The 19,561-nt window shown below is 55.4% G+C and carries 21 protein-coding genes; 11 read left to right on the top strand and 10 right to left on the bottom strand.

All coding sequences use genetic code 11. The annotated features are described in order from the left end of the window. Positions 1–2,199: a multicopper oxidase domain-containing protein gene (locus tag VHE34_RS22855; protein WP_325592240.1), complete on the top strand. Its 2,199-nt coding sequence runs from the start codon at positions 1–3 to the stop codon at positions 2,197–2,199. On the opposite strand, the gene VHE34_RS22850 is transcribed toward VHE34_RS22855, so the two are convergent. Continuing rightward, positions 2,189–2,584 (bottom strand): VOC family protein, encoded by a 396-nt coding sequence (locus tag VHE34_RS22850; protein WP_325592239.1) that lies wholly within the window; start codon positions 2,582–2,584, stop codon positions 2,189–2,191. The two genes, VHE34_RS22855 and VHE34_RS22850, sit on opposite strands and share 11 nt — an antisense overlap. Positions 2,585–2,702: 118 nt before the next feature. Here VHE34_RS22850 and VHE34_RS22845 point away from each other — a divergent pair, with 118 nt between their 5' ends. Further along, positions 2,703–3,227 carry a DinB family protein gene (locus VHE34_RS22845; RefSeq protein ID WP_325592237.1) on the top strand — a complete coding sequence of 175 codons (525 nt, stop codon included), beginning with the start codon at positions 2,703–2,705 and terminating at the stop codon, positions 3,225–3,227. Between the two features lie 40 nt (positions 3,228–3,267). Here the strand turns inward: VHE34_RS22845 and VHE34_RS22840 are convergent, their stop codons facing one another. Continuing rightward, positions 3,268–4,428, bottom strand: coding sequence for an exodeoxyribonuclease VII large subunit (locus VHE34_RS22840; protein ID WP_325592235.1), 1,161 nt, complete (start codon positions 4,426–4,428; stop codon positions 3,268–3,270). A 231-nt stretch (positions 4,429–4,659) separates the two neighbouring features. Here VHE34_RS22840 and VHE34_RS22835 point away from each other — a divergent pair, with 231 nt between their 5' ends. The 4 genes from VHE34_RS22835 (at position 4,660) to VHE34_RS22820 (ending at position 8,213) form a co-directional block, all read left to right on the top strand. Then, a complete protein-coding gene (locus tag VHE34_RS22835; protein WP_325592233.1) occupies positions 4,660–5,400 on the top strand; it encodes an SDR family oxidoreductase in 741 nt (246 codons plus the stop codon). Between the two features lie 37 nt (positions 5,401–5,437). Further along, positions 5,438–6,190: an SDR family oxidoreductase gene (locus tag VHE34_RS22830; protein WP_325592231.1), complete on the top strand. Its 753-nt coding sequence runs from the start codon at positions 5,438–5,440 to the stop codon at positions 6,188–6,190. 61 nt (positions 6,191–6,251) lie between these two features. Further along, positions 6,252–7,415 (top strand): DUF5009 domain-containing protein, encoded by a 1,164-nt coding sequence (locus VHE34_RS22825; RefSeq protein WP_325592229.1) that lies wholly within the window; start codon positions 6,252–6,254, stop codon positions 7,413–7,415. A gap of 39 nt (positions 7,416–7,454) precedes the next feature. Then, positions 7,455–8,213: an MBL fold metallo-hydrolase gene (locus VHE34_RS22820; protein ID WP_325592227.1), complete on the top strand. Its 759-nt coding sequence runs from the start codon at positions 7,455–7,457 to the stop codon at positions 8,211–8,213. A gap of 280 nt (positions 8,214–8,493) precedes the next feature. Here the strand turns inward: VHE34_RS22820 and VHE34_RS22815 are convergent, their stop codons facing one another. Then, positions 8,494–9,099 (bottom strand): response regulator transcription factor, encoded by a 606-nt coding sequence (locus VHE34_RS22815; RefSeq protein WP_325592225.1) that lies wholly within the window; start codon positions 9,097–9,099, stop codon positions 8,494–8,496. Between the two features lie 231 nt (positions 9,100–9,330). On the opposite strand from VHE34_RS22815, the gene VHE34_RS22810 reads away from it, so the two are divergent. Next, positions 9,331–10,650 (top strand): HAMP domain-containing sensor histidine kinase, encoded by a 1,320-nt coding sequence (locus VHE34_RS22810; RefSeq protein ID WP_325592224.1) that lies wholly within the window; start codon positions 9,331–9,333, stop codon positions 10,648–10,650. On the opposite strand, the gene VHE34_RS22805 is transcribed toward VHE34_RS22810, so the two are convergent. From VHE34_RS22805 to VHE34_RS22795, 3 genes are all read right to left on the bottom strand, one after another. Continuing rightward, positions 10,630–11,847, bottom strand: coding sequence for a terpene synthase family protein (locus VHE34_RS22805; RefSeq protein ID WP_325592220.1), 1,218 nt, complete (start codon positions 11,845–11,847; stop codon positions 10,630–10,632). The genes VHE34_RS22810 and VHE34_RS22805 overlap by 21 nt on opposite strands. Before the next feature lie 66 nt (positions 11,848–11,913). Beyond that, a complete protein-coding gene (locus VHE34_RS22800) occupies positions 11,914–12,276 on the bottom strand; it encodes a nuclear transport factor 2 family protein (protein WP_325592218.1) in 363 nt (120 codons plus the stop codon). 27 nt (positions 12,277–12,303) lie between these two features. Then, a complete protein-coding gene (locus VHE34_RS22795) occupies positions 12,304–13,365 on the bottom strand; it encodes an AI-2E family transporter (protein ID WP_325592217.1) in 1,062 nt (353 codons plus the stop codon). A 230-nt stretch (positions 13,366–13,595) separates the two neighbouring features. Between VHE34_RS22795 and VHE34_RS22790 the strand changes: the two genes are divergently transcribed. Then, on the top strand, positions 13,596–15,248 hold the full coding sequence (locus tag VHE34_RS22790) for a L,D-transpeptidase family protein (RefSeq protein WP_325592215.1): 1,653 nt from the start codon (positions 13,596–13,598) through the stop codon (positions 15,246–15,248). On the opposite strand, the gene VHE34_RS22785 is transcribed toward VHE34_RS22790, so the two are convergent. Next, a complete protein-coding gene (locus VHE34_RS22785; RefSeq protein WP_325593077.1) occupies positions 15,245–15,985 on the bottom strand; it encodes a murein L,D-transpeptidase catalytic domain family protein in 741 nt (246 codons plus the stop codon). The two genes, VHE34_RS22790 and VHE34_RS22785, sit on opposite strands and share 4 nt — an antisense overlap. 294 nt (positions 15,986–16,279) lie before the next feature. On the opposite strand from VHE34_RS22785, the gene VHE34_RS22780 reads away from it, so the two are divergent. From VHE34_RS22780 to VHE34_RS22770, 3 genes are all read left to right on the top strand, one after another. After that, entirely contained in the window at positions 16,280–16,483 is a 204-nt protein-coding gene (locus VHE34_RS22780) for a CsbD family protein (protein ID WP_325592213.1), read from the top strand. A gap of 177 nt (positions 16,484–16,660) precedes the next feature. Next, a complete protein-coding gene (locus VHE34_RS22775) occupies positions 16,661–17,113 on the top strand; it encodes a carboxymuconolactone decarboxylase family protein (RefSeq protein ID WP_325592211.1) in 453 nt (150 codons plus the stop codon). Positions 17,114–17,123: 10 nt separating this feature from the next. Further along, positions 17,124–17,957, top strand: a complete 834-nt coding sequence (locus tag VHE34_RS22770) for a sigma-70 family RNA polymerase sigma factor (protein WP_325592209.1) — start codon at positions 17,124–17,126, stop codon at positions 17,955–17,957. Between the two features lie 52 nt (positions 17,958–18,009). Here VHE34_RS22770 and VHE34_RS22765 read toward each other — a convergent pair whose 3' ends face one another. The 3 genes from VHE34_RS22765 to VHE34_RS22755 form a co-directional block, all read right to left on the bottom strand. Further along, positions 18,010–18,225 carry a hypothetical protein gene (locus VHE34_RS22765; protein WP_325592207.1) on the bottom strand — a complete coding sequence of 72 codons (216 nt, stop codon included), beginning with the start codon at positions 18,223–18,225 and terminating at the stop codon, positions 18,010–18,012. Positions 18,226–18,268: 43 nt separating this feature from the next. Further along, entirely contained in the window at positions 18,269–18,829 is a 561-nt protein-coding gene (locus tag VHE34_RS22760) for a CPBP family intramembrane glutamic endopeptidase (protein ID WP_325592205.1), read from the bottom strand. 373 nt (positions 18,830–19,202) lie between these two features. After that, positions 19,203–19,556 (bottom strand): helix-turn-helix domain-containing protein, encoded by a 354-nt coding sequence (locus tag VHE34_RS22755; RefSeq protein ID WP_325592203.1) that lies wholly within the window; start codon positions 19,554–19,556, stop codon positions 19,203–19,205. Positions 19,557–19,561 lie beyond the last annotated feature (5 nt).

The following is a 19,561-nucleotide window of genomic DNA, read 5'->3' as shown; positions in this document are numbered from 1 at the left end:
ATGAAATATTGGATCCTTTGCCTCCTGGCGATAGGTGGGTTGTCCGCGCGCGCCCAGATGCGTGACATGCCGATGGCTGCCGGCCGGCGCATGCGTACGCGCGAGCCTTTCCGGCAGATAGACCCTGCGCGGCCGCATACCATCATCTACCATCTTTATATCACCGATTCGACGGTGAACTATACCGGCCGCCGCCAGCCTGCAATCGCCGTCAATGGGTCCCTGCCGGGACCGACCCTGGAGTTCACGGAAGGCGACACCGCCGAGGTCCATATCCATAACAAAACGATGATGGCCACCTCCGTTCACTGGCATGGCCTCATCGTCCCGAACCGCTACGATGGCGTACCTTATCTCACTTCGGCGCCCATCGGGCCGATGAAGACCTATACGGCGGTGTTCCCCATTGTTCAGAACGGCACCTACTGGTATCATTCCCATACGATGCTGCAGGAGCAGATCGGGCTTTATGGGGCGATCGTCATCCATAAACGGCAGTGGACGGAAGAAAAGGAACAAGTCGTCCTCCTGAGTGATTGGACCGACGAGGCACCCTATGAGGTACAACGAAGCCTTCACTATGCGACCGACTGGTACGCCATCCGCAAGGGCAGCGTGCAGGACTATGCGGCCGCGATAAAGGCCGGCCGCGCGCATACAAAGCTTGTCAACGAATGGAAGCGGATGCTGGCCATGGACGTCAGCGATGTCGCCTACGACAAATTCCTGGTCAACGGCAAGCCTGAAGAGACCCAGGCTCACTATACACCGGGCGACAAGGTTCGGCTCCGGATCATCAACGGCAGCTCGTCCACCTATTTCTGGCTTCAATGGGCCGGGGGCAAGATCACCGTCGTCGCCACTGACGGCCAGGATGTGGAACCGGTTGAGGTCGACAGATTGATCGTGGGCGTCTCCGAAACCTACGATGTCGTGGTCACGCTTCCGGCTGACAGCAGCTATGCCTTCCGTGCCACCTCCGAGGACCGCACCGGCTCTGCCACCCTGTGGTTAGGGCAAGGACCCAAAAGATCGCTTCCGCCCCTGAAAAAGCTCGATTACTTCGAAGGCATGCAGATGATGAACGGAATGATGAACGCCAGCGGCGGAATGAAAAAGGGAATGGAAATGAAAATGTCCAACCAGGCTATGGACATGAACGCCGTGATGTACCCCGGCGACCCCGGCACGCCCCTCAATTACGGCATGCTCCGCGCCACAACCAATACCACCCTTCCCGGCGGCGCCCCGGTAAAAGAATATCATTTCAATCTCACGGGCAACATGAACCGCTACACCTGGACCATCAACAATAAAGCCGTCTCCGAGACCGACAAGATACTCATCCGCCACGGGGACAATGTCCGCGTCATCCTGTACAACGGCACGATGATGCGTCATCCCATGCATTTGCACGGTCATTTCTTCCGCGTTCTCAACGGGCAGGGTGGTTATTCACCGCTAAAGAATGTCGTCGATATCCTGCCCATGGAGACAGACACCCTCGAATTCGCGGCCAATTCGGACAGCGGCGGCGACTGGTATTTCCACTGTCATATCCTCTATCATATGATGAGCGGGATGGGCCGCATCTTTCATTATGAGGACTCGCCCCCCAATCCCGAGGTACCCGATGCCGGGAAAGCGATAAAGAAGGTCTATGCCGACGATCGCGAGATCCGCCCTATGGCCCGTGCCGGCCTCGAAAGCAATGGAAGCGACGGCGAAGTCCAACTGTCCAACACCCGTTATCGTTTTCAATCCGAATGGCGCATCGGGACCGATTCGCGCAAAGGCTATGAGACCGAAAGCCATATCGGCCGCTACCTGGGCCAAATGCAATACTGGCTGCCGTACGCCGGCTGGGACTTCCGCTATCGCAGCCACTATACCCTGGAAAAGAACCTCTTCGGTCAGGCCGACACAAAAGACCATCGCAATGTTCTCTGCGCAGGTGTCCAATACACGCTGCCTCTTTTCCTTGTTGCCGATGCCCGCGTCGACAGCCGTGGCAAGTTTCGCTTGCAGCTGGGCCGTGAGGACGTCCCGGTCACCAGCCGTCTGCGGTTTAATTTTATGGTCAATACCGACAGGGAGTATATGGCCGGGTTCCGCTATATTATCACCAAATATATCGGTCTCTCGACCCACTATGACAGCGATATGGGCTGGGGTGGGGGGCTCACATTCAATTATTAGGTTGGATCATATCCCATAAATTCCCATACAGATCCGCAAACACCAGCACCGTGCCGTAGGGCATCCTTGCGGGCTCGCGAACGATCGTCACGCCGGCGGCGATCAACCGCGCGTGATCGCGGGCGATATCATCTGTGTGCAAAAAGAGAAAGACCCGGCCGCCTGTCTGATCGCCTACGCGGCTTAGCTGGGCTTCGCCCGAGGCTTTCGCCAGGAGCAGCTTGCAACCGGCCGCATCGGCGGATGGCGCCACGACCACCCACCGCTTCGTCTCGCTCAGGGGCGTGTCCTCGATCAGCACGAATCCCAATTTATCGACATAAAAATCGATTGCTTCATCATAATCCCTGACGACAAGCGACAGCTGAGCGATCATGCGGTGCATAAAAAGTATTTGAACGCTAAAACTACCGCATTTGTCGCGAATTACCTTTTTATTGTCGGGATCACCCCTCGCACCGGACAGGAAGAAATCCCAATTTTACAAAAGAAAAACAACGATCATGGATACCAGCAAACAAGCACTTGCCCTACAGGCAAAAGAAACCGGCGCCGCCCTCCTCCAGCTCCTCGCTGCTTTTAACGACGAGCATTTGAATACCCAGCCCTCCTACGGTGGGTGGACGGCAGGCCAGGTCGCCGAACACCTTCTCCTCTCCGGCGGTGTTGTCGAAACCATCGCGGGCCACACCGCCCCCACCACCGATCGCCGGCCCGACGCGCACTGTCCCATCATCGCGAGCATCTTTCTCGACTTCAGCACAACGTTGCCGTCCCCGGATTTTATCATTCCCGCCGGCGGCTATTATGACAAACAGGAACTCCTCGGCAAAACAAAGGTCGTGTGGGATAAGATAGGGGAGGGGATACGGCTGCTCGATCTTTCCGTTACCTGCACTGACTTCGAATTCCCGACGATCGGCTATCTCACCCGACTCGAGATGCTGTGGTTCTATGTATGGCATACCCAGCGCCATCTCCACCAATTGAAAAAGATACAGCATGCCGTTGCTGCCGTTCCTGCGTGAACAGGGCCGCGTGCCGTATCCCCGGGGCGCACCGCCGCTCTCACCGGCACCCCCGGCCAACAACCGCGCAAACCACTGCAACGAGGGCAAGGATCACCCAGTATACCAGTTGCCGCCTGCGCCCGGCTATCCGAAGCTTTTCCACCTGGCCGCGCGCGTTGGCTGCCTCGCCGCGGGCGTTGGCCGCTTCTCCCCGCGCCGTATTCAACTGCCCGATCAGCAACTCCAGCTCCCGCTGCTGTAACCCTACCCGCTGCCCGTTCACTTCTTCCAATCCCCGGATCTTCTCTTCCAGTACCTGCACCTGCTTATCGTACTGCGCGCCTAACTGCGTTGTGATGGATTCCACCAGCCGCGCCCTGGAATGCTGCAGTTCCGCCACCGTATCGTTGTATACCCGGTGCAGATACTGCCCCAGCGCCGTGGGCGTGATAAAAGCCTTGTCCGCCACCTTCTGCACGAGCGTCACGTCCTCTTTGTGACCAATCGCCGTCACAAACAACGGTTCCAACTCCAAACAACAGGCCGCCAGATCGGGACTGTTGAACACCTCCATATTCTCCCCGCCGCCGCGCGACAATACCAACACGTCATTCTTCGACCGATCGTTGTACCGTTGCAGCGCCTGCACGATCTCCGCCTCCGCCGATAAATTGATCCGTTCGTAGGACAGATCATAAAATCCGATCGCCTCCTCCAGCGCATGGGTGATATCGCTGTCGATGATCGCCGTCTTCCCGATCAGCACCCGTACCCGTACGCTTGCATCATCAATAATACGCCGCTTCAAAAACCCGTCCACGTCCCCAAAGCCCATTGCCGCCTTTTTCTGCAATACCTCCACCGCCCGGATCTCCCGCTCCGAATACGTATTCACCGTCTGCTGCACCAGTTGCGTCATGACTGCATGCACCTCGATCCTTCCGCCGTTGAGCACCACCCGCTTGGTGATATACCCATGGAACTCGATCGTCTTATTCGGAACAAGCCCGTTTCGCAGCAACGCCGGCACAACCAGCGTCAGCACCGCATCCGTCGTCTCGTCCTTTAACGTATCATAAAAATAGCCGGCATAGGTAACCCCTCTGCCGGCCACATAAATGCCTTTCAGCAAAATGATCTTCTTGGTCGCCGCAGGCGCAAGAACACTGTTGAACAGATGCAGCAGGGAAGCCGGAGTATAAGAAATGTCCTCGGACACGCCATCCATTTTCCTGCTAAAATACTAATTTTATTGGAAGTGATCCGCTAATTTTTTTAACACCCGCTGCTAATCCGCCCGCCGGATCACCTTCAGGAGGATAGCGATGATCGCGATGACCAGCAGGACGTGAACCTGATACTACGAATTATATATCTTTTGCTATAAAACCCGTCTTTTTGGAGGCTCCTGCCCGTCATAGCTTTGTCTCAACAAACAAAACAAACAAGTATGAGCACGTTAAGCCAAAAAGTAGTATTGATCACCGGCGCTTCCGGTGGTATCGGGGCTGAAATTTCCCGCCAGGTAGCAAGGGCGGGAGGCAAGGTCGTCGTTCATTACGCGGGCCGGAAGGAACCCGCAGATCAGTTAGTGGAAGAGATAAAGGCGCTTGGCAGCGAAGCGATCGCCATCCAGGCGGATGTTCGCAGCTCGGCGGAGGTAAAACAACTGTTTGCCACGGCCCTCGCCAAATTTGGGCGCATCGATGCCGTCGTCAACAACGCCGGGATCATGATCAACAAATTCATAAAGGACTTCACCGATGAAGAATTCATCAACCAGGTGAACATCAACTTCACGGGCGCCTTCTTCGTCCTGCGGGAAGCCATGACGAAAGTGGCAGACAACGGCGTCATCCTCAACATCTCGACCAGCGTCAACCGTATTCCGATCCCCACCTATGGCCCTTATGGCGGTATCAAATCCGGCATCGAGCATCTGACCAAGGTAGCCGCCAAGGAAGCCGGCCGCGGTATCCGTGTCAACGCCGTATCCCCCGGCCCCGTCATGACCGAGCTGTATACAAAGGGGAAGGCTCCGGAAACGATCAAGGCCCAGGCGGCGCTCAGCCCGTTCAACCGAATCGGCGAGCCCGGCGATATCGCTCCCGTCGTCGTCTTTTTGCTCACCGATGAGGCCCGCTGGGTCAGCGGCCAGGTGATCCCCGTCAATGGCGACATGGTTTCCTAACTATTCAACACTCACTAACAGTCAAAATCACCCGATCATGAATTCATTAAAAGGTAAAGTAGCCCTTATCACCGGATCTGCCCGCGGACTTGGTAAAGCCATTGCGGAACGTTATGCCGCCCTTGGCGCGGATATCGTCCTCAACTATGCCCGCGACAAGGCCGCCGCGGATGAGACCCTTGCCAATATAAAAGCCATGGGCGTAAAGGTCATCGCCGTACAGGGCGACGTCAGCAAGGTCGCCGAGATCGAAAAGCTCTTCAACGAAGCTCTCGCCGCCTTCGGAAAGGTCGACATCATCGTCGCCAATGCCGGCGTCGAGATGGTGGAAACCCCGGTGACCGAATTCACGGAAGAACAGTTCGATCGCGTCTTCACCATCAACGCCAAAGGTTCCTACTTTACAATGCAGCAGGCCGCCAAACACGTCACGGACAACGGCCGCATCATCTACATCGCCTCCAGCACGACGTCCTTTCCCGTCACGGGCATGGCGGTGTATGGCGGCAGCAAGACGACGCCCCGCTATCTTGTCGACGTGTTGTCCAAAGAGATCGGGCATCGCGGCGTCACCGTCAATTCTATTATTCCGTTTGCGGTCGACCATGCGGGGATCTTTGTCGATCCGGCAGCGTACCCGCGGTTACGCAAACAGCTGCTCGACAGCTGCCCCATGGGCCGGCTTGCCGAGGTCGGGGACGTGGCCAATGCGGCGGAATTCTTTGCCAGCGGGCTTTCGTCCTTTGTTTCCGGCCAGCATCTGCTGGTCAATGGCGGGGCGACCAACTAGCCTTAAAAAAAAGAGGCGCTCTATTTTTGGTTCGGGAGGGCCTCTTTTTTACCTTCAACCGATGAACCCACCGCAGCGCTACTATTCCCTCGACGTCTTCCGCGGCGCCACCGTCGCCTTCATGATCCTCGTCAACAACCAGGCCGGCGCGGCCTACACGCCCCTCGACCATGCTCCCTGGCATGGCCTGACCCCCACGGACCTGGTTTTTCCGTTCTTCCTTTTCGCCGTCGGCAACGCCCTCGCGTTTGTTATGCCGCGCTTCGAAGAAAAGGGTAACGCCTACTTCCTGAAAAAGGTCTTCCGCCGCACCCTGCTCATCTTCCTCATCAACGTCCTGCTCAACTGGTTTCCCTTTATTCGTTGGGAACATGACCACATCGTTTTCAGGACCTGGACGTACACTGCCGACAACGGCACTCTCGTCGGGGTCCGCATCATGGGCGTGCTGGCGCGCATCGCCCTGGCCTATTGCGGCGCCGCCCTTATCGTTTATTACGCCAAATTGCGCGGCGCCTTCTTTATCAGCGGGTGCCTGCTCATTGCTTACTGGGCCCTTTGCCTCTTCCTCGGCGACCCTGCCGATCCGTATAGCCTCAGCGGTTATTTCGGCACCGCCGTCGACAAGGCCATCTTCGGGCCCGAACATATGTACCATGGCGAAGGAGTGGCCTTCGACCCCGAAGGTCTCACCAGTACGATGGCCGCTATCGTGTCCGTCATCCTCGGCTATTTCGCCGGTACCTATATCCGGCTAAAGGGGAAGAGCTACGAGATGCTCTCCCATCTCCTGGTCGCCGCCTTCCTTCTCCTGCTGGCGGGCTACTGTTGGGGCAGCGTCTTTCCGGTGAATAAAAAGATCTGGACCAGCAGTTATACCCTCGTCGCCGCCGGTTGGGCGCTGGCGACCCTATCCCTGCTGATCTACTTCATAGAATTCAGGGAGTCTACCGGGTCCTGGAGCAAATTCTTCGATGTCTTTGGCAAGAACCCCCTTTTCATCTTTATCCTCAGCGGAGCCCTGCCCCGGCTGCAACGCCTGATCCGGATCGACGATGACGGTAAGACGGTGGATCCCCTGGCCTGGTTCTATAACCATTGCTGCAAGCCGCTGGACCTGGGGCATGAAGAGAATGCCTCGCTTCTGTATGCGGTGACTCTCATCGTTATTTACTGGCTCATCGGCCGCATCCTCGACAAGCAAAAGATTTACATCAAGGTCTAGGGCACATTGCGTACTTTTATGCCCTTAAAAAATGCATTTATGAAATCCATTATTTTTGCATCCGCCCTGTCTGTCCTTGTCCTGCAAAATGCCAATGCCCAACGGGTAAGCCCCGACGAAGTCGCCACTTCCCGGGGAACGCTGACCATCCAACCGCTGGTACATGCCAGCTTCGTCCTTGGTCTGAAAGATCTCACCATCTATGTCGATCCTACCGGCGGCGCAAAGAACTACAGCGGTATCAGGCAACCCGATGTCATCCTGGTCACCGATATTCACGGCGATCACTTCGACCCGGCCACGCTTTCAGCCGTCCGCACTGCGAATACCGTCATCATCGCGCCGAAGGCCGTTGCCGATAAGATGCCCGGGGACCTGAAAGCAAAGGTCGTTATCATGAATAATGGAGACAAGAAGACCGAGTCCGGCGTGGGCATCACTGCCATCCCCATGTACAATCTTCCCGAAAGCCCCACGGCGATGCACACCAAGGGCAGGGGCAACGGCTATGTCCTGACCATCGGCGGCAAGAATCTCTACATCTCCGGCGACACGCAGGGCATTCCCGAAATGCGCGCCCTCAAAAACATCGATATCGCCTTCGTTTGTATGAACCTTCCCTATACGATGACCGTTGACGAAGCTGCCGACGCCGTTCTTGCCTTCAAGCCAAAAACGGTGTATCCTTATCACTACCGTGGAAAGGACGGCCTTAGTGACGTCAATGCGTTTAAGACAAAGGTCGAGGCCGGGGATAAGAATATTAAGGTGGTGCAGAAGAACTGGTATCCCGGGTAAACATAAATGAAGAGGCCGTCTGCTTTTGGTGGCAGACGGCCTCTAATTTTTTCCGGCAGGGCCTCAACTTGTGGTCTTCATAAGCCGGATGCTTTTCGATGGATATTGGATATAAACTTTGGTTTTGCTTAACGACTCAAAGATGCGGGGTTTTTGAGGTAATTCATAATATCCAACACGCTATTCCTCAATAGTTCTCTATAGACTTAGCCGCCAGCCCGGGGAAACCCTTACACATCGTAGAAAGACCATATAGGGAGATCGTATTTTTACGATCCGATCAATTCACATTGTGGATACTTGCCAACTCCATCAGTTCGATCACATTGCTCGTCCTCGTGCGCTCGAAGATGCGGGACTTTAAGGTCGATACCGTGCTGACGCTCAGATTCAACGTATCGGCGATTTGCGTCGTTTTCCACCCCTTCAACAGGTAATGCAGCACATCCATCTCCCTGGCCGGCATTCCCGAAAAGGGTAGGGTTTCCTCCTCTTTTACATGCAATGGGACCGGTCGCTGATTGGTGAGGAATTGCCCCATGAGCCGCAGCGTCTCCACCTCATTGGCCTCCTTGGAAACAAAATACCGGATGCGGAACGGCATCAGTGCGCGCTCATAGACTGCTATCGGCTGCATCGAAAAGATCAGGATCTCCAGGTCGGGATACAAATTCCTGATCGCCGGGATCACCTCCAACGTACTGCCATCGCTCAGAAAGATATCCAGGATCAGGTGGGTGTAGGTCTTCGACTGCAACTCTTTCATCAGTTGGTTGCAGGTCCATACTTCCTGTATCCAATCCTTGCCGATATGACACTCTACCAGCAACTTAAGCCCCTTCCGGGTCATACTATGATCGTCGGCTATCAGCAGTTTGTTGGGCATTGTCCTTGTTACTACATACTACCGCCGTAAATCCGATCTAACTATCCGTCCCAAAAGCAATGCATTGATTATCAATAAAAATCCCCGCACTTTCGTGCAGGGATGCGCTAATCAGATGCATTAGCCATTTAAACCTTATCCTATTGAAAGCAAAATAGTGGCATTTTCCAGTTTACTTTGTAGAGATATTTCGACAAAAACCGATTTTTTATTCTGTACTTTTTACGAAATATGCTATCCAGAGTCTGGCGAACACTGAAGTATGCGGGCGCAAAAGGCTTTTCCGAATCCGACATCCACCGCTCGATCTGTATCGGTGTGAACACGATGTGCGTCTCGATCTTCCTGCTCAATCTCGTTGCAGGCCTTCTCTTCTTTTTGCTGACGGGGAAGCTTGTCATCCTCATCGGCGCTTACGCCGAAGCCTTCCTCATGCTGGGCATTGTCGCCCTCAACTATAAGCAGAACTATGTTCCCGCGAACATCCTCTTTTACTTCGTGATCAATCTTGCGACCTTTTATTTCGGTTCCATTCTCGGCGAGCATGCACAGCCGCAGTTGATGTTCCTTTTCATCCTCGGGCTCATCTTTTTTGTATTCGACAGCCTTCTGAGCCGCGTCGTTTGTGTGTGCATCACGCTTCTCCTGCTGACCCTTCTCGAGATCGAATTCCGGCATCCCTTTATCACCCCGATAGCCTTCAGCCCCGGCATCGGACTGCTGACGAGGATTGTCGTCTATGGGGTCATCATCTCGCTGGTGCTGCTCATCTTTTATCTCTACAAAAAGAATGTCCTTCGGTTCCACTCCCGTTCCCGCGAGGCCGAAGCCTCCCGTGACGCGGGCGAGAACCTGCATCATCTCAAGAATAATTTCTTCCAGCATATTTCCCACGATATCCGCGGGGCCTACTTTGGGGTGGGCAGTATCTGCGCGGTCGTCCACGAGAAGGTGACGACGGGCCAGCCTGTGACCCCGCAGGTGGCGGAAAGTCTTTTGCTGGCCTCGCAGAATTACAAATACATGCTCAATCACTTCCTTGAATTCTCGAAATTCAAGATGGGCACGGTCGACGAGATCGAGGACGACTGGATCGATGTCGCTGCCGAGGTGGGGCATATCGTCAAGCTCAATCAATATCTTGCGCTGGAGAAGGATATCCGCGTGGATTTCCATGTCGACGGCTCGTTCCCTTCGAAGTTGTTGACCGATCGCCTGAAGGTCAGCCGTATCTTCTATAACATTTTTGTCAATTCCCTGAAGTTCTCTCCCGCCGGTTCCGCTGTCCGGGTCTGTCTCGGTCTCGATGAGGAGACCTGGGTGTTGAAGGTAATCGATGAGGGCAAAGGCTTCCACCCCGACCAGCTGGCGCGTATCTTCGAGCCTTACGCCACGAGCAAGTCGCCCGAGAACCCCGAAGGCATCGGCCTCGGACTCTATATCACCAATTATTTGACCCGGCTGCTCGGCGGGGTGATCGAGATCCATTCGATACCCGGCGCCGGCGCCACCGTCGAGCTTCGCTTTCCTCTAGACGGCAACCGGGCCTGATAGAGAGGTCTCTTTCCAGATCGATCGCGGCCGTTTGTACCGTTGGGTATCTACCTGCCATAGCCAGCAGGTCTGTACGCATTTCCGGATACCTTCCATGTAACGCAGCAGTCCCGCGCGCAGATCGGGTGTGGCATCCTCGTGCCGGCCCCCGGACTCTGGCGCAAGCACCGGTCCCGCCGGCAGCCGCTCAATCTTCGCCAAAAGATTCGCTGCACCCCGCGCATAATCCGCCAACAGATTCCGCACGATGGCCGTCCCCACCGACATCGCTTCGCGCAGCTCCATCCGGAAATTGTTCAGCACGATGATGGCCAGCAGATTGGAGTCGCTCCGGTTGTCGATGACCTCCTTCTCGAAGGAAAACAGATCGTTCATCAAGGCTCCGATCAGCGACACTGTCGTCCCCAGCTCGCGAAGTTCTCCCGCCAGACCGATCTGCTGAAGCAGCGGCCAGTCGAGGTAATTTCCCTGGCTGTATTCCACCATCGAGACGGTGTGCGGCATTCCCGAGATATCGGCGCGGATGGCGATATACTCTTCGATCCTGGGGATGGTCCCGAGCGAGAGGCAGTCGTAAGACTTGTGCGCCACCGACAGATGTTTCAGATAGAGTGCGAGGAAGGGTTCGAACCAGGAGGCGGGGGAACTGTTTGCCAGCTCGGTCAGCACCTCGAGGTGGGCACGCTCCGCCGGAGTAGCCGGCCCGGCGGCTTGATCCGCAGCCGCCACCGTTTTGGCCGGCCCCCCGGCGGAAGGCATGGTCGTCGGCCAGTCCGTCCGCTCCGTCAGCCGCGCCCGGATCTCGTTCAGCCGTTGCCGCTCCCCGGAGGTCGACCGGTACTCCCGGCCCATCGTGTCGTTCAGATAAAAATCCACCGCATAATTCCGTGCGATCAGCAGGATCTTCTCCGGCGTCGCATCGGGAAAGAGATACAACGCGCAGGTGAGGTAATGTTCCGCATTGGGGAGCAGGATACCGGCCGACCGGCCAAAGCCGATACTGCTTCGCACCAGTTCAGCCGTCTGCGGATGCGGACGGTAGTCCTGGCAGTAAGATTCGAGGCGGAGTTCGTCGGAATTAAAGGATCCAAGAAGGGAAACGCAGGAGTGAGATTCGAGGAGGCGGGTGTATTCTCGTTGAATACGGTCCATGGCAGCATAAATGGCCGCCTGGACGGGTTGTTCAGGTGTCATAATAGATAAGGTTTATTAGCTTGTAAGATAGGAAAAAAAAGCCGCTCGGGGAGCGGCCATAGTCGTTCAATTCGCCAGCAGGGGTCTCGGGTCGAACAGGACTCTCAAAGAGGCGATCTTCCCCTGTCTCAGCTTGTACCAGCTGCAACAAAAGATCTCTTTTTTGTCCCCAATCCGCAGGTTGCTCAATACGCATACGTCAAGCCCCCTGGCAAAGGATTGGAGGACGGAATAGTTCATGTTCATCCCGGGCAGGTCGGCAAAATAGGCGTCGGCGCCGTCCCGTCTGCCCAGAACGCCTTCAAAGGTGAAATTGTCCCATACGAACTCCCTGGCCGTGGCAAAGTCCTTCTCATTGATGGCGCTTAAGAGGTCAAGCACCAGCTGCTCCGCGTCCCGCCTGATCTCGATGTCTGATATATTGGTCATATGCTCCGTTTTATTCAAAGTCCGCAATTATTTTGCCCACGGCCGTTTCCACCTCCCATGGGTCGGTCTCGTCCGCCCAAGCAGGAATCCGAAGGACTGCAGGAATTCCACCTCATCGCATACGATCTTCAGGATGGCCAGGCAGGGGATCGCCACGATCATCCCCGGGATGCCCCAGAGCAGGTCCCCGGCAATCAGCACCACGATGGTGAACAGGGGGCTCAGGTTCACCTGCTCGCGCATGACCAGCGGCGCGACGATGTAGAATTGCGAGGCCTGTATCGTTGCATAGCTGACCAGCACCCAAACGACCATGTGCATGCCGCCCCCTTGCGACAGGGCCATGATGCAGGTCAGCGTCGTCCCGGTGATACTGCCTACAAATGGGATGATCTCCAGCAGGCCGCAGAGGATGGCAAAGAAGACGGCATACCTGACGCCGATGACCGAAAAGGCGACAGAATAGAGGGTACAGAGATAAAGGATGACGATCATCATTCCGAAGATATAGTCCTGTGCCACCTTCACGCTTCGCGTGAGGATCGTCCGGACCTTCTGTTCGTTCTCCGGCTTTACCAGCCGGAGGAAAAACTCTTTGACATGTCCGCGCATGGAAAGCAGCATGACCATATATACGACGGTGAGGATGAGATGCATCACGACGGCAACGATACTCCCCACCACGGTGGTCGTCATTTTCCCCGCGTCTGCGCTGCCGATCAGCGACCACATTCCCTTCGTTCCCCGGACATTGACTCCCCACTGGTCTCTGAGGAAGCCCCTGGCCTGCGCGATCACTTCGCCGATGTTCTGCTGTAGACTGTCATCCGCTGCAAACCGGTGGATATACCAGTTAACCAATAGCACAACCCCTGCGACCAACCCAGCGAAAAGGACGCCGGAGATCAGTGCCGTGAGGAGCCTGGGCACGCCCCGCCGCTCCAGCCAATCGCAGAGGCGCATAAAAACCAGGGCGAGCATTCCCGCCACCGCGAGGGGCATGAACACCAGCCGGGCGATGTATAAGAGTATCGCAGTCAGCAGGATGGCAAGCAGGACCGCGCAATAGTATACCCAGAACCTATTCATTAAGCCATCCCTATCAAATTCCTGTGCCAGCACTCCCCAGGTGGGGAACAATATTCCCGGTATTCGGCTTTCCACGCCCGGGGACCGGACTGGCAATGATTTTGTACCCGGATAGGGTATGAGATATATTCTTTACATCATTGCCACCGTAGAAATTCTTGCATGTATAGCCTGTTTCTATCTTTCGCAGCCTGCATAGTACGGAAGGTCTGTCCTGCAAACAAAAACCGATGAAAAAGATCGTACCCATCTTATTCTTTTTCGCAGGATTCCTTTTCTCCTGCCAGAGCAAACCGAAAGCCCCTCCGGCGGCCGCCCCGGCCGGGGATTCGGGCGTGCCCGGTCCCACGCCGGCCAATCCCCTTGAGAGCGACACCCTCATCGCCCGTAATACCGGCATCGATTCGGCCCATGCCTATAGTGATCTGTATCTGGACACCGCCGAATTGGACCAGTTCATTTCCCTGCAACACCTGAACGACACGCTCGCCCTCGAACTCCACAACTTCTACAACGCCCGCAATTTTCAATATGCCTGGTTCGATCAGGACGGCCTTTCCGAACAGGCCCTGGCCTTCTCCTCGCTCTATCAGTACAGCAAGGATAGCAGCACCGGCCGCAAATGGCTGGACCGGGAACTGGATATTCTGCAGGCCGGCGACACCAGCGGGCAGAAGCTAAATGCCATCGATCCCACCCTGCAACGAACCGAACTGCTCATGACCTGGCGCTTCATGAACTTCCTAAACGATCGTTATCCCGACAAGCGGCAACGACATGCCGCCTATCTTCAGCTTGTCCCGATGGAGAAAAGGGATCCCGTCGAAATGGCCCGGGCCGACATTTCCCAAAGCGGCAGCGGCGTAGCAGGCCCGGGATACCAGGCCCTGGTCCAACGCCTGAAACAATTCCTCGACTGGCAGGAAAAAGGGGGGTGGGGGAGGCTGCCCAAAACTCATAAGGGCTATCGCCCGGGCGAAAGAGGCAGTTTCATTGCGGCAGTAAAAAAGCGCTTACAGTTGACCGGTGAGCTGGCCGCCACCGACACCACCGATGTATTCGATAAGGATTTGGCGGTGGCTGTAAAGGCCTATCAGCGAACTCATGGCCTCAATCCCGATGGGCATATCGGCCCCGAGGTCATAGCATCGCTCAATGTTCCCGTCGAGGCTCGGATAAGACAGATGCTTGTGAACCTCGAACGCATGCGCTGGCAACCGGCCGATTCCACTCGCCGTATCCTCATCGTCAACATCCCCGAATTCCGGTTGCGGGTCCTCGACGGAGGGCGCGCTGCACTGACCATGAACGTCGTCGTTGGAAAAGAGGGCCACAGCACGGTGCTGTTCTCCGGCCGGCTGAACCGGATCATCTTTAATCCGTATTGGAATATCCCGCGCTCCATCGTAAGGAAGGAGATTGTTCCGGCCATGGAAAAGAATAAAGACTATCTCGAAGCACACGATATGGAGGAGACCGGAGAGGAGGACGGCCTTCCGGTGATCCGGCAGCGGCCCGGCGAGAAGAACGAGCTCGGGCGCATCAAGTTCCTCTTCCCCAACAGCTTCAATATCTATCTCCACGACACTCCCCATAAAGATCTCTTCAACCGTACCCGGCGGGCTTATAGTCACGGCTGCATCCGCGTTGCCGATGCGCGCGGGCTGGCGGAATATCTCCTACAGGATATGCCCGATTGGTCAAAAGAAAAGATCGACGAGGTCATTGCCGAAGACAGAGAAAGAGGGGTAGCGCTCAAAGACCCCATACCCGTATTGATCGTGTATTATACCGCCTGGGTGGATGAAGAGGGCAACCTGCAGTTCCGGGAGGATATCTATGGACATGACAGCGCCGTGGCGCAACACCTGTTCCTGCGCTAGGATGAGAAACGGGCGCCGCGGTGCGTAAACCGCTTATTCGGCGCATAGAGGAACAAACAGCTACCGCCTTTGATCTCATCGATGATCGGCTGATTCAGCGCTTCGGGAATGGCCGGACACCCTTCGCTGCGTCCCAGGTAGCCGCATTCCTGGACATGTTCTTCGCTGACATAGTCGGCAGGATGCATGATGATCCGCCGGGAAGAAGCATGATCGTTCCATCCCCGCTCCAACCCTTCCAGTTGCAGCGAGTATCCATGTGCTCCGATGAAGGCATCGCCGGTGAGGTAAAAGCCCAGGCTGCTCATGTAGCTGTTGATCCGGTTGGAGAAGCGCGTCGCCATCAGCGTTCCGGAATTCCGGCCATGCGCGACAAGGGTGTTGAACAAAAGGCGGCCGTTCAGCATGTCGATGACAAAAAGCCGCTTCTGGCTCGAAGGCAGCGAAAAATCGACGATCGACAGCACATCCGCATTGCGGACCACTCCCGTTAGCTGAAGGGATAAAAAGCCCAGCACGGCCTTGTGAAAAGCCTCGCGCGAAAGGGAAAGCCCCTGCAGGTCGAGATTGTCGTACAGGAGATCGAACCGGGCCGAATCGGCCAGCGAAACACCGGTCGTTACATTTTCGATATGATGAGGGATGGAAGCTGTAGGTGCGGGGACAGGGGGGGAATTCTTAAGCGAAGTGAAGCTAAATAACAATAATGCGACAACACCGATACACAATGCTTTCATCACAGGAAGAATTTTAAATTCCTGCAAAGATACCGGCAGGGGTCCGCAAAGGATCACTTAAGCGCTTCTTTATAAAAATTTTAACGCTCATCCGTATCACATCAGAAACCATACCACCGCGCCGTCGGGGGCTGCCCGGCTTACATTCAGGTGGTTAGCGGATACCACAGCTGGGGCGGGTTTTGCACAACGAAAGACCGATCCGGCCAAAATTCAACGGAGCGTCTGCATGGCAAAGGATTTGGGGCATCGTTGATGAGGCCTCAATTATTTAAACACAAAAAAATTGTTGATATGGAACATGGAAATTCAAGCAGCAACTTAAAATTCAAGGGTAACTGGAACGAACTAAAAGGAAAGGTCAAGCAGAAATACGCCAACCTCACCGACAACGATCTGATGTATGAGGAAGGAAAGGAAGACGAACTGCTCGGCCGCCTTCAACAGAAAACCGGAAAAACCAAACAGGAGCTGAAAAATTGGATCGATACCCTATAATAAAGAGGGCCGCGCTGCGGCCCTCTTTATTTCGACCCTTCTTTTTTGCCACGGCTGTTCCCCATAGTGGCTATTCCGGGCCAGTGAATAAACCGGGACCATCGGGACAAAAATATTGAAAAGATGTTGTCACGTTCCGCAGCACCCCCGGGTCTTGTAAATAAAAACAGCAAGACTATGGAACAAAGAATCTCTTTTCAGGATGTCCCCAAGGGATATATGGATGCGCTGCTTGGCCTCGGTAAATACCTTTACAAATCCAGTATCGACGTTAAACTATTGGATCTCATCGCGTATCGCGTCTCCCAAATAAACGGCTGCGCCTATTGCCTCGATATGCATCACAAGGACTCCACCTACCATGGCGAGACCGAACAGCGGCTCCACAGCCTTCCCGCCTGGCGCGAATGTCCTTACTATTCGGAGGCCGAACGTGCCGCGCTGGCGGTAGCCGAAGGTCTTACCACGGAAGCGAATGTCGACGACGCCGAATTTGCCGAACTGGAAAAATACTTTACGAAGGAACAGATTGCCGATCTTGCCTTTGCGATCTCCGCGACGGGCGTCTGGAACAGGCTCAACAAAGCCTTCCGGACTATTCCCGGAGGGTACCAGGTGAATCACGGCTAAAGATCGAAATATGACCAATTATCAAGATATCCTTTTCCCCTATGCATACAATATCCTGGGCTCGGCTGAAGACGCCAGGGACGCGATACAGGACGTTCTCGCCAACTATTACGCCGCGCCGCGGGATGGTATCAATAATGAAAAGGCCTACCTGGTAAAAAGCGTCATCAACAGGGCCATCAATAAAAAACAGCGCCGGAAGCTTGTTCCCCAACCCGAGGAATGGCTTCCGGAGCCGGTGGCCACAGAGTCTGCCGACGCCGATGTCTATCTGAAGGACATTTTGTCTTATTCCCTGCTCGTCCTGCTCGAGCGGCTTAACGCAAAAGAGCGCGCCGTCTTTATCCTGCGCGAGAGCTTCGACTACGATCACCGGGAGATCGCCGGGATCCTCTCGATCTCGGAAGAGAACGCCCGGAAGCTTCTCAGCCGTGCGAAGACAAAGCTCTTCAAGCCCGGCGGCGAAGCCCCCCGCAATCCCGTCCATGACGCGCATGCCAACACCCTGCTCCAAAATTATATCGACGCGATCCGCAACCGTAACCTGCCCCGCCTCGAGGCCCTCCTCAACGAGGACATTGCCTTCTACGCCGACGGCGGAAGGATCAACGTATTCCGTAAGGTCTGCACCGGCGCCGCGGCCGTGGCCGAACTCCTCATCTATGTCTATCACACCTATCAGGGTTCGTCCACGATCAAACCAACCCTTCTCAATCACCAACCGGCCTTCCTCTTTTATAACAAGGATCATCTTGTTTCCTGCGTTGTCTTCGACATCGCCGGGGATCATATTGTCCGCATTAACGCGATCGTCGACCCGGAGAAGCTGAAGAACTTGACTTGACATCACAATTTGTGACATCAAATCTTTGCCGCTATCACCGGATCCCGCCGGCCTACTCATCGTCGCCAGTAGCTTCGGTGCCCTCAAAGGCCCCGGCCGAACCATTGTGCCGGTCGGCCTCGATATCATCCTCGTTGATCACCTGTGCGCTCTTCTCTTCTTCCATTATTTTAGGAGGTTCAGGCTGAGCAAGAACCACCTCGGAGTGCTGCACCGGCGGTGTCCCCGCATACTGGGCGGCCGTTTTTGGTGTTTTTTGCTTTTTCATACCAATAGAGGTCAAAAATCCGTGCCAAACCCCGGCCAGCCGGTCATGTGGGGAATGATTTCCTCTGCCGCCGCAACAACAGCTCTGTCAACAGTAGGGCTCCCGCGAATAAAGCTCCTTCGACCAGCAGGCCGGGCCATGCCGGCGGCGTACCGTGGTTGGCGGCTCCGGCCGAAAAGGACCGCTGTAGAACATTGATCGCGAAGTGAAGTCCCACCGGCACGGCGATGCCCCGCCATCGGGTCGCCGCAAGCGAGAAGACGAAGCTCCAGATAAAGGGGCCCGTCATCACGACCCAAATGTTCCATCCATAGGCGAGGTGAAATAAGGCAAAGGCGAGCGCAACGATCCATTGGGTAACTCTTATTCCGAATGCCTGCTGGAGCCGGATCAGCGGATAGGCCCTGAAGCCCACCTCTTCGGCAACAGACAGGAGCAGCAGGATGAACAGTCCTTCGATGGATTCCCGGTCGAAGGGGTGAAAGACGGGCCGGCCGCCCAGGCAAACCGCGGTCACACCGAGGATGACGCCAAACAACGAGATCCCGAGCCCGATGCCAAGGAAGAACCTGCGCAGGGTGCCTTTCTGCCAAATCAGACCCACATCGGCGAATGAGCGCTTCTCAATCCGTAAAACGACCGCGGTGGTGATGAATGGCGATCTCCCTTTATACGGTAATTTTATATCGTATCTGGAAATAATCCAATAATTCCCTATTTTCGCCCCCCACCTCAACCACATTACCCCCTCTCTATTTCGTTGGAACGATCAAACGACCGCTGATGCGGGACCGGGAATGGATCAACCGCCGTTGCTAACACCTGTTAAAAGCAAGCAGACCTCCATTCCAATACATCATCCGTCCCTGGTTACGCGTAAAGACCAACGTTAGCCCGCCTGAGTCATATTCCCGGTCCCCACGGCGGTGGTAGCGCCCACCGCGCGCTCGAGCGCTGTATCGGCCCCTACAAACCCACTATTGCGCTCTTCTGGCGAGCCCCCAGTCGGCCATCGCATTCAGGATAGGCGTCAGCGTTATTCCGTCCGCCGACAGACGGTATTCCACATGGGGCGGAACTACAGGCTTCACCTCCCGGACTACAAGCCCGTCCGTCTCCAACTGCCGCAAATGCTGGATCAACATTTTCTCCGTAATTCCGGGGACGGCCTTCTTTATCTGCCCGTATCGTTTCATACCATTCATTAATTGATAGAGGATCAAGGGCTTCCATTTGCCCCCGATCTTTTCGAGCGTATAAGTGACCGGGCATGCAGTTAATGCCAGTTGCCTGTTCAGCTGTTGGGTAGAGCTTTCTTTGATCGCTGTCATGATAC

The sequence above is a fragment of the Puia sp. genome, assembly GCF_035546395.1.
Lineage (GTDB): Bacteria > Bacteroidota > Bacteroidia > Chitinophagales > Chitinophagaceae > Puia.
The sequence above is the reverse complement of the archived record's forward strand: the minus strand, read 5'-3'. Positions and strand labels throughout refer to the sequence as shown.

Excerpts from the sequence above, each read along its gene's own strand:
- VHE34_RS22855 (WP_325592240.1), top strand. The coding sequence starts at position 1 with ATGAAATATTGGATCCTTTGCCTCCTGGCGATAGGTGGGTTGTCCGCG.
- VHE34_RS22850 (WP_325592239.1), bottom strand. The coding sequence starts at position 2,584 with ATGCACCGCATGATCGCTCAGCTGTCGCTTGTCGTCAGGGATTATGAT.
- VHE34_RS22845 (WP_325592237.1), top strand. The coding sequence starts at position 2,703 with ATGGATACCAGCAAACAAGCACTTGCCCTACAGGCAAAAGAAACCGGC.
- VHE34_RS22835 (WP_325592233.1), top strand. The coding sequence starts at position 4,660 with ATGAGCACGTTAAGCCAAAAAGTAGTATTGATCACCGGCGCTTCCGGT.
- VHE34_RS22830 (WP_325592231.1), top strand. The coding sequence starts at position 5,438 with ATGAATTCATTAAAAGGTAAAGTAGCCCTTATCACCGGATCTGCCCGC.
- VHE34_RS22825 (WP_325592229.1), top strand. The coding sequence starts at position 6,252 with ATGAACCCACCGCAGCGCTACTATTCCCTCGACGTCTTCCGCGGCGCC.
- VHE34_RS22820 (WP_325592227.1), top strand. The coding sequence starts at position 7,455 with ATGAAATCCATTATTTTTGCATCCGCCCTGTCTGTCCTTGTCCTGCAA.
- VHE34_RS22815 (WP_325592225.1), bottom strand. The coding sequence starts at position 9,099 with ATGCCCAACAAACTGCTGATAGCCGACGATCATAGTATGACCCGGAAG.
- VHE34_RS22810 (WP_325592224.1), top strand. The coding sequence starts at position 9,331 with ATGCTATCCAGAGTCTGGCGAACACTGAAGTATGCGGGCGCAAAAGGC.
- VHE34_RS22805 (WP_325592220.1), bottom strand. The coding sequence starts at position 11,847 with ATGACACCTGAACAACCCGTCCAGGCGGCCATTTATGCTGCCATGGAC.
- VHE34_RS22800 (WP_325592218.1), bottom strand. The coding sequence starts at position 12,276 with ATGACCAATATATCAGACATCGAGATCAGGCGGGACGCGGAGCAGCTG.
- VHE34_RS22795 (WP_325592217.1), bottom strand. The coding sequence starts at position 13,365 with ATGAATAGGTTCTGGGTATACTATTGCGCGGTCCTGCTTGCCATCCTG.
- VHE34_RS22790 (WP_325592215.1), top strand. The coding sequence starts at position 13,596 with ATGAAAAAGATCGTACCCATCTTATTCTTTTTCGCAGGATTCCTTTTC.
- VHE34_RS22785 (WP_325593077.1), bottom strand. The coding sequence starts at position 15,985 with ATGAAAGCATTGTGTATCGGTGTTGTCGCATTATTGTTATTTAGCTTC.
- VHE34_RS22780 (WP_325592213.1), top strand. The coding sequence starts at position 16,280 with ATGGAACATGGAAATTCAAGCAGCAACTTAAAATTCAAGGGTAACTGG.
- VHE34_RS22775 (WP_325592211.1), top strand. The coding sequence starts at position 16,661 with ATGGAACAAAGAATCTCTTTTCAGGATGTCCCCAAGGGATATATGGAT.
- VHE34_RS22770 (WP_325592209.1), top strand. The coding sequence starts at position 17,124 with ATGACCAATTATCAAGATATCCTTTTCCCCTATGCATACAATATCCTG.
- VHE34_RS22765 (WP_325592207.1), bottom strand. The coding sequence starts at position 18,225 with ATGAAAAAGCAAAAAACACCAAAAACGGCCGCCCAGTATGCGGGGACA.
- VHE34_RS22755 (WP_325592203.1), bottom strand. The coding sequence starts at position 19,556 with ATGACAGCGATCAAAGAAAGCTCTACCCAACAGCTGAACAGGCAACTG.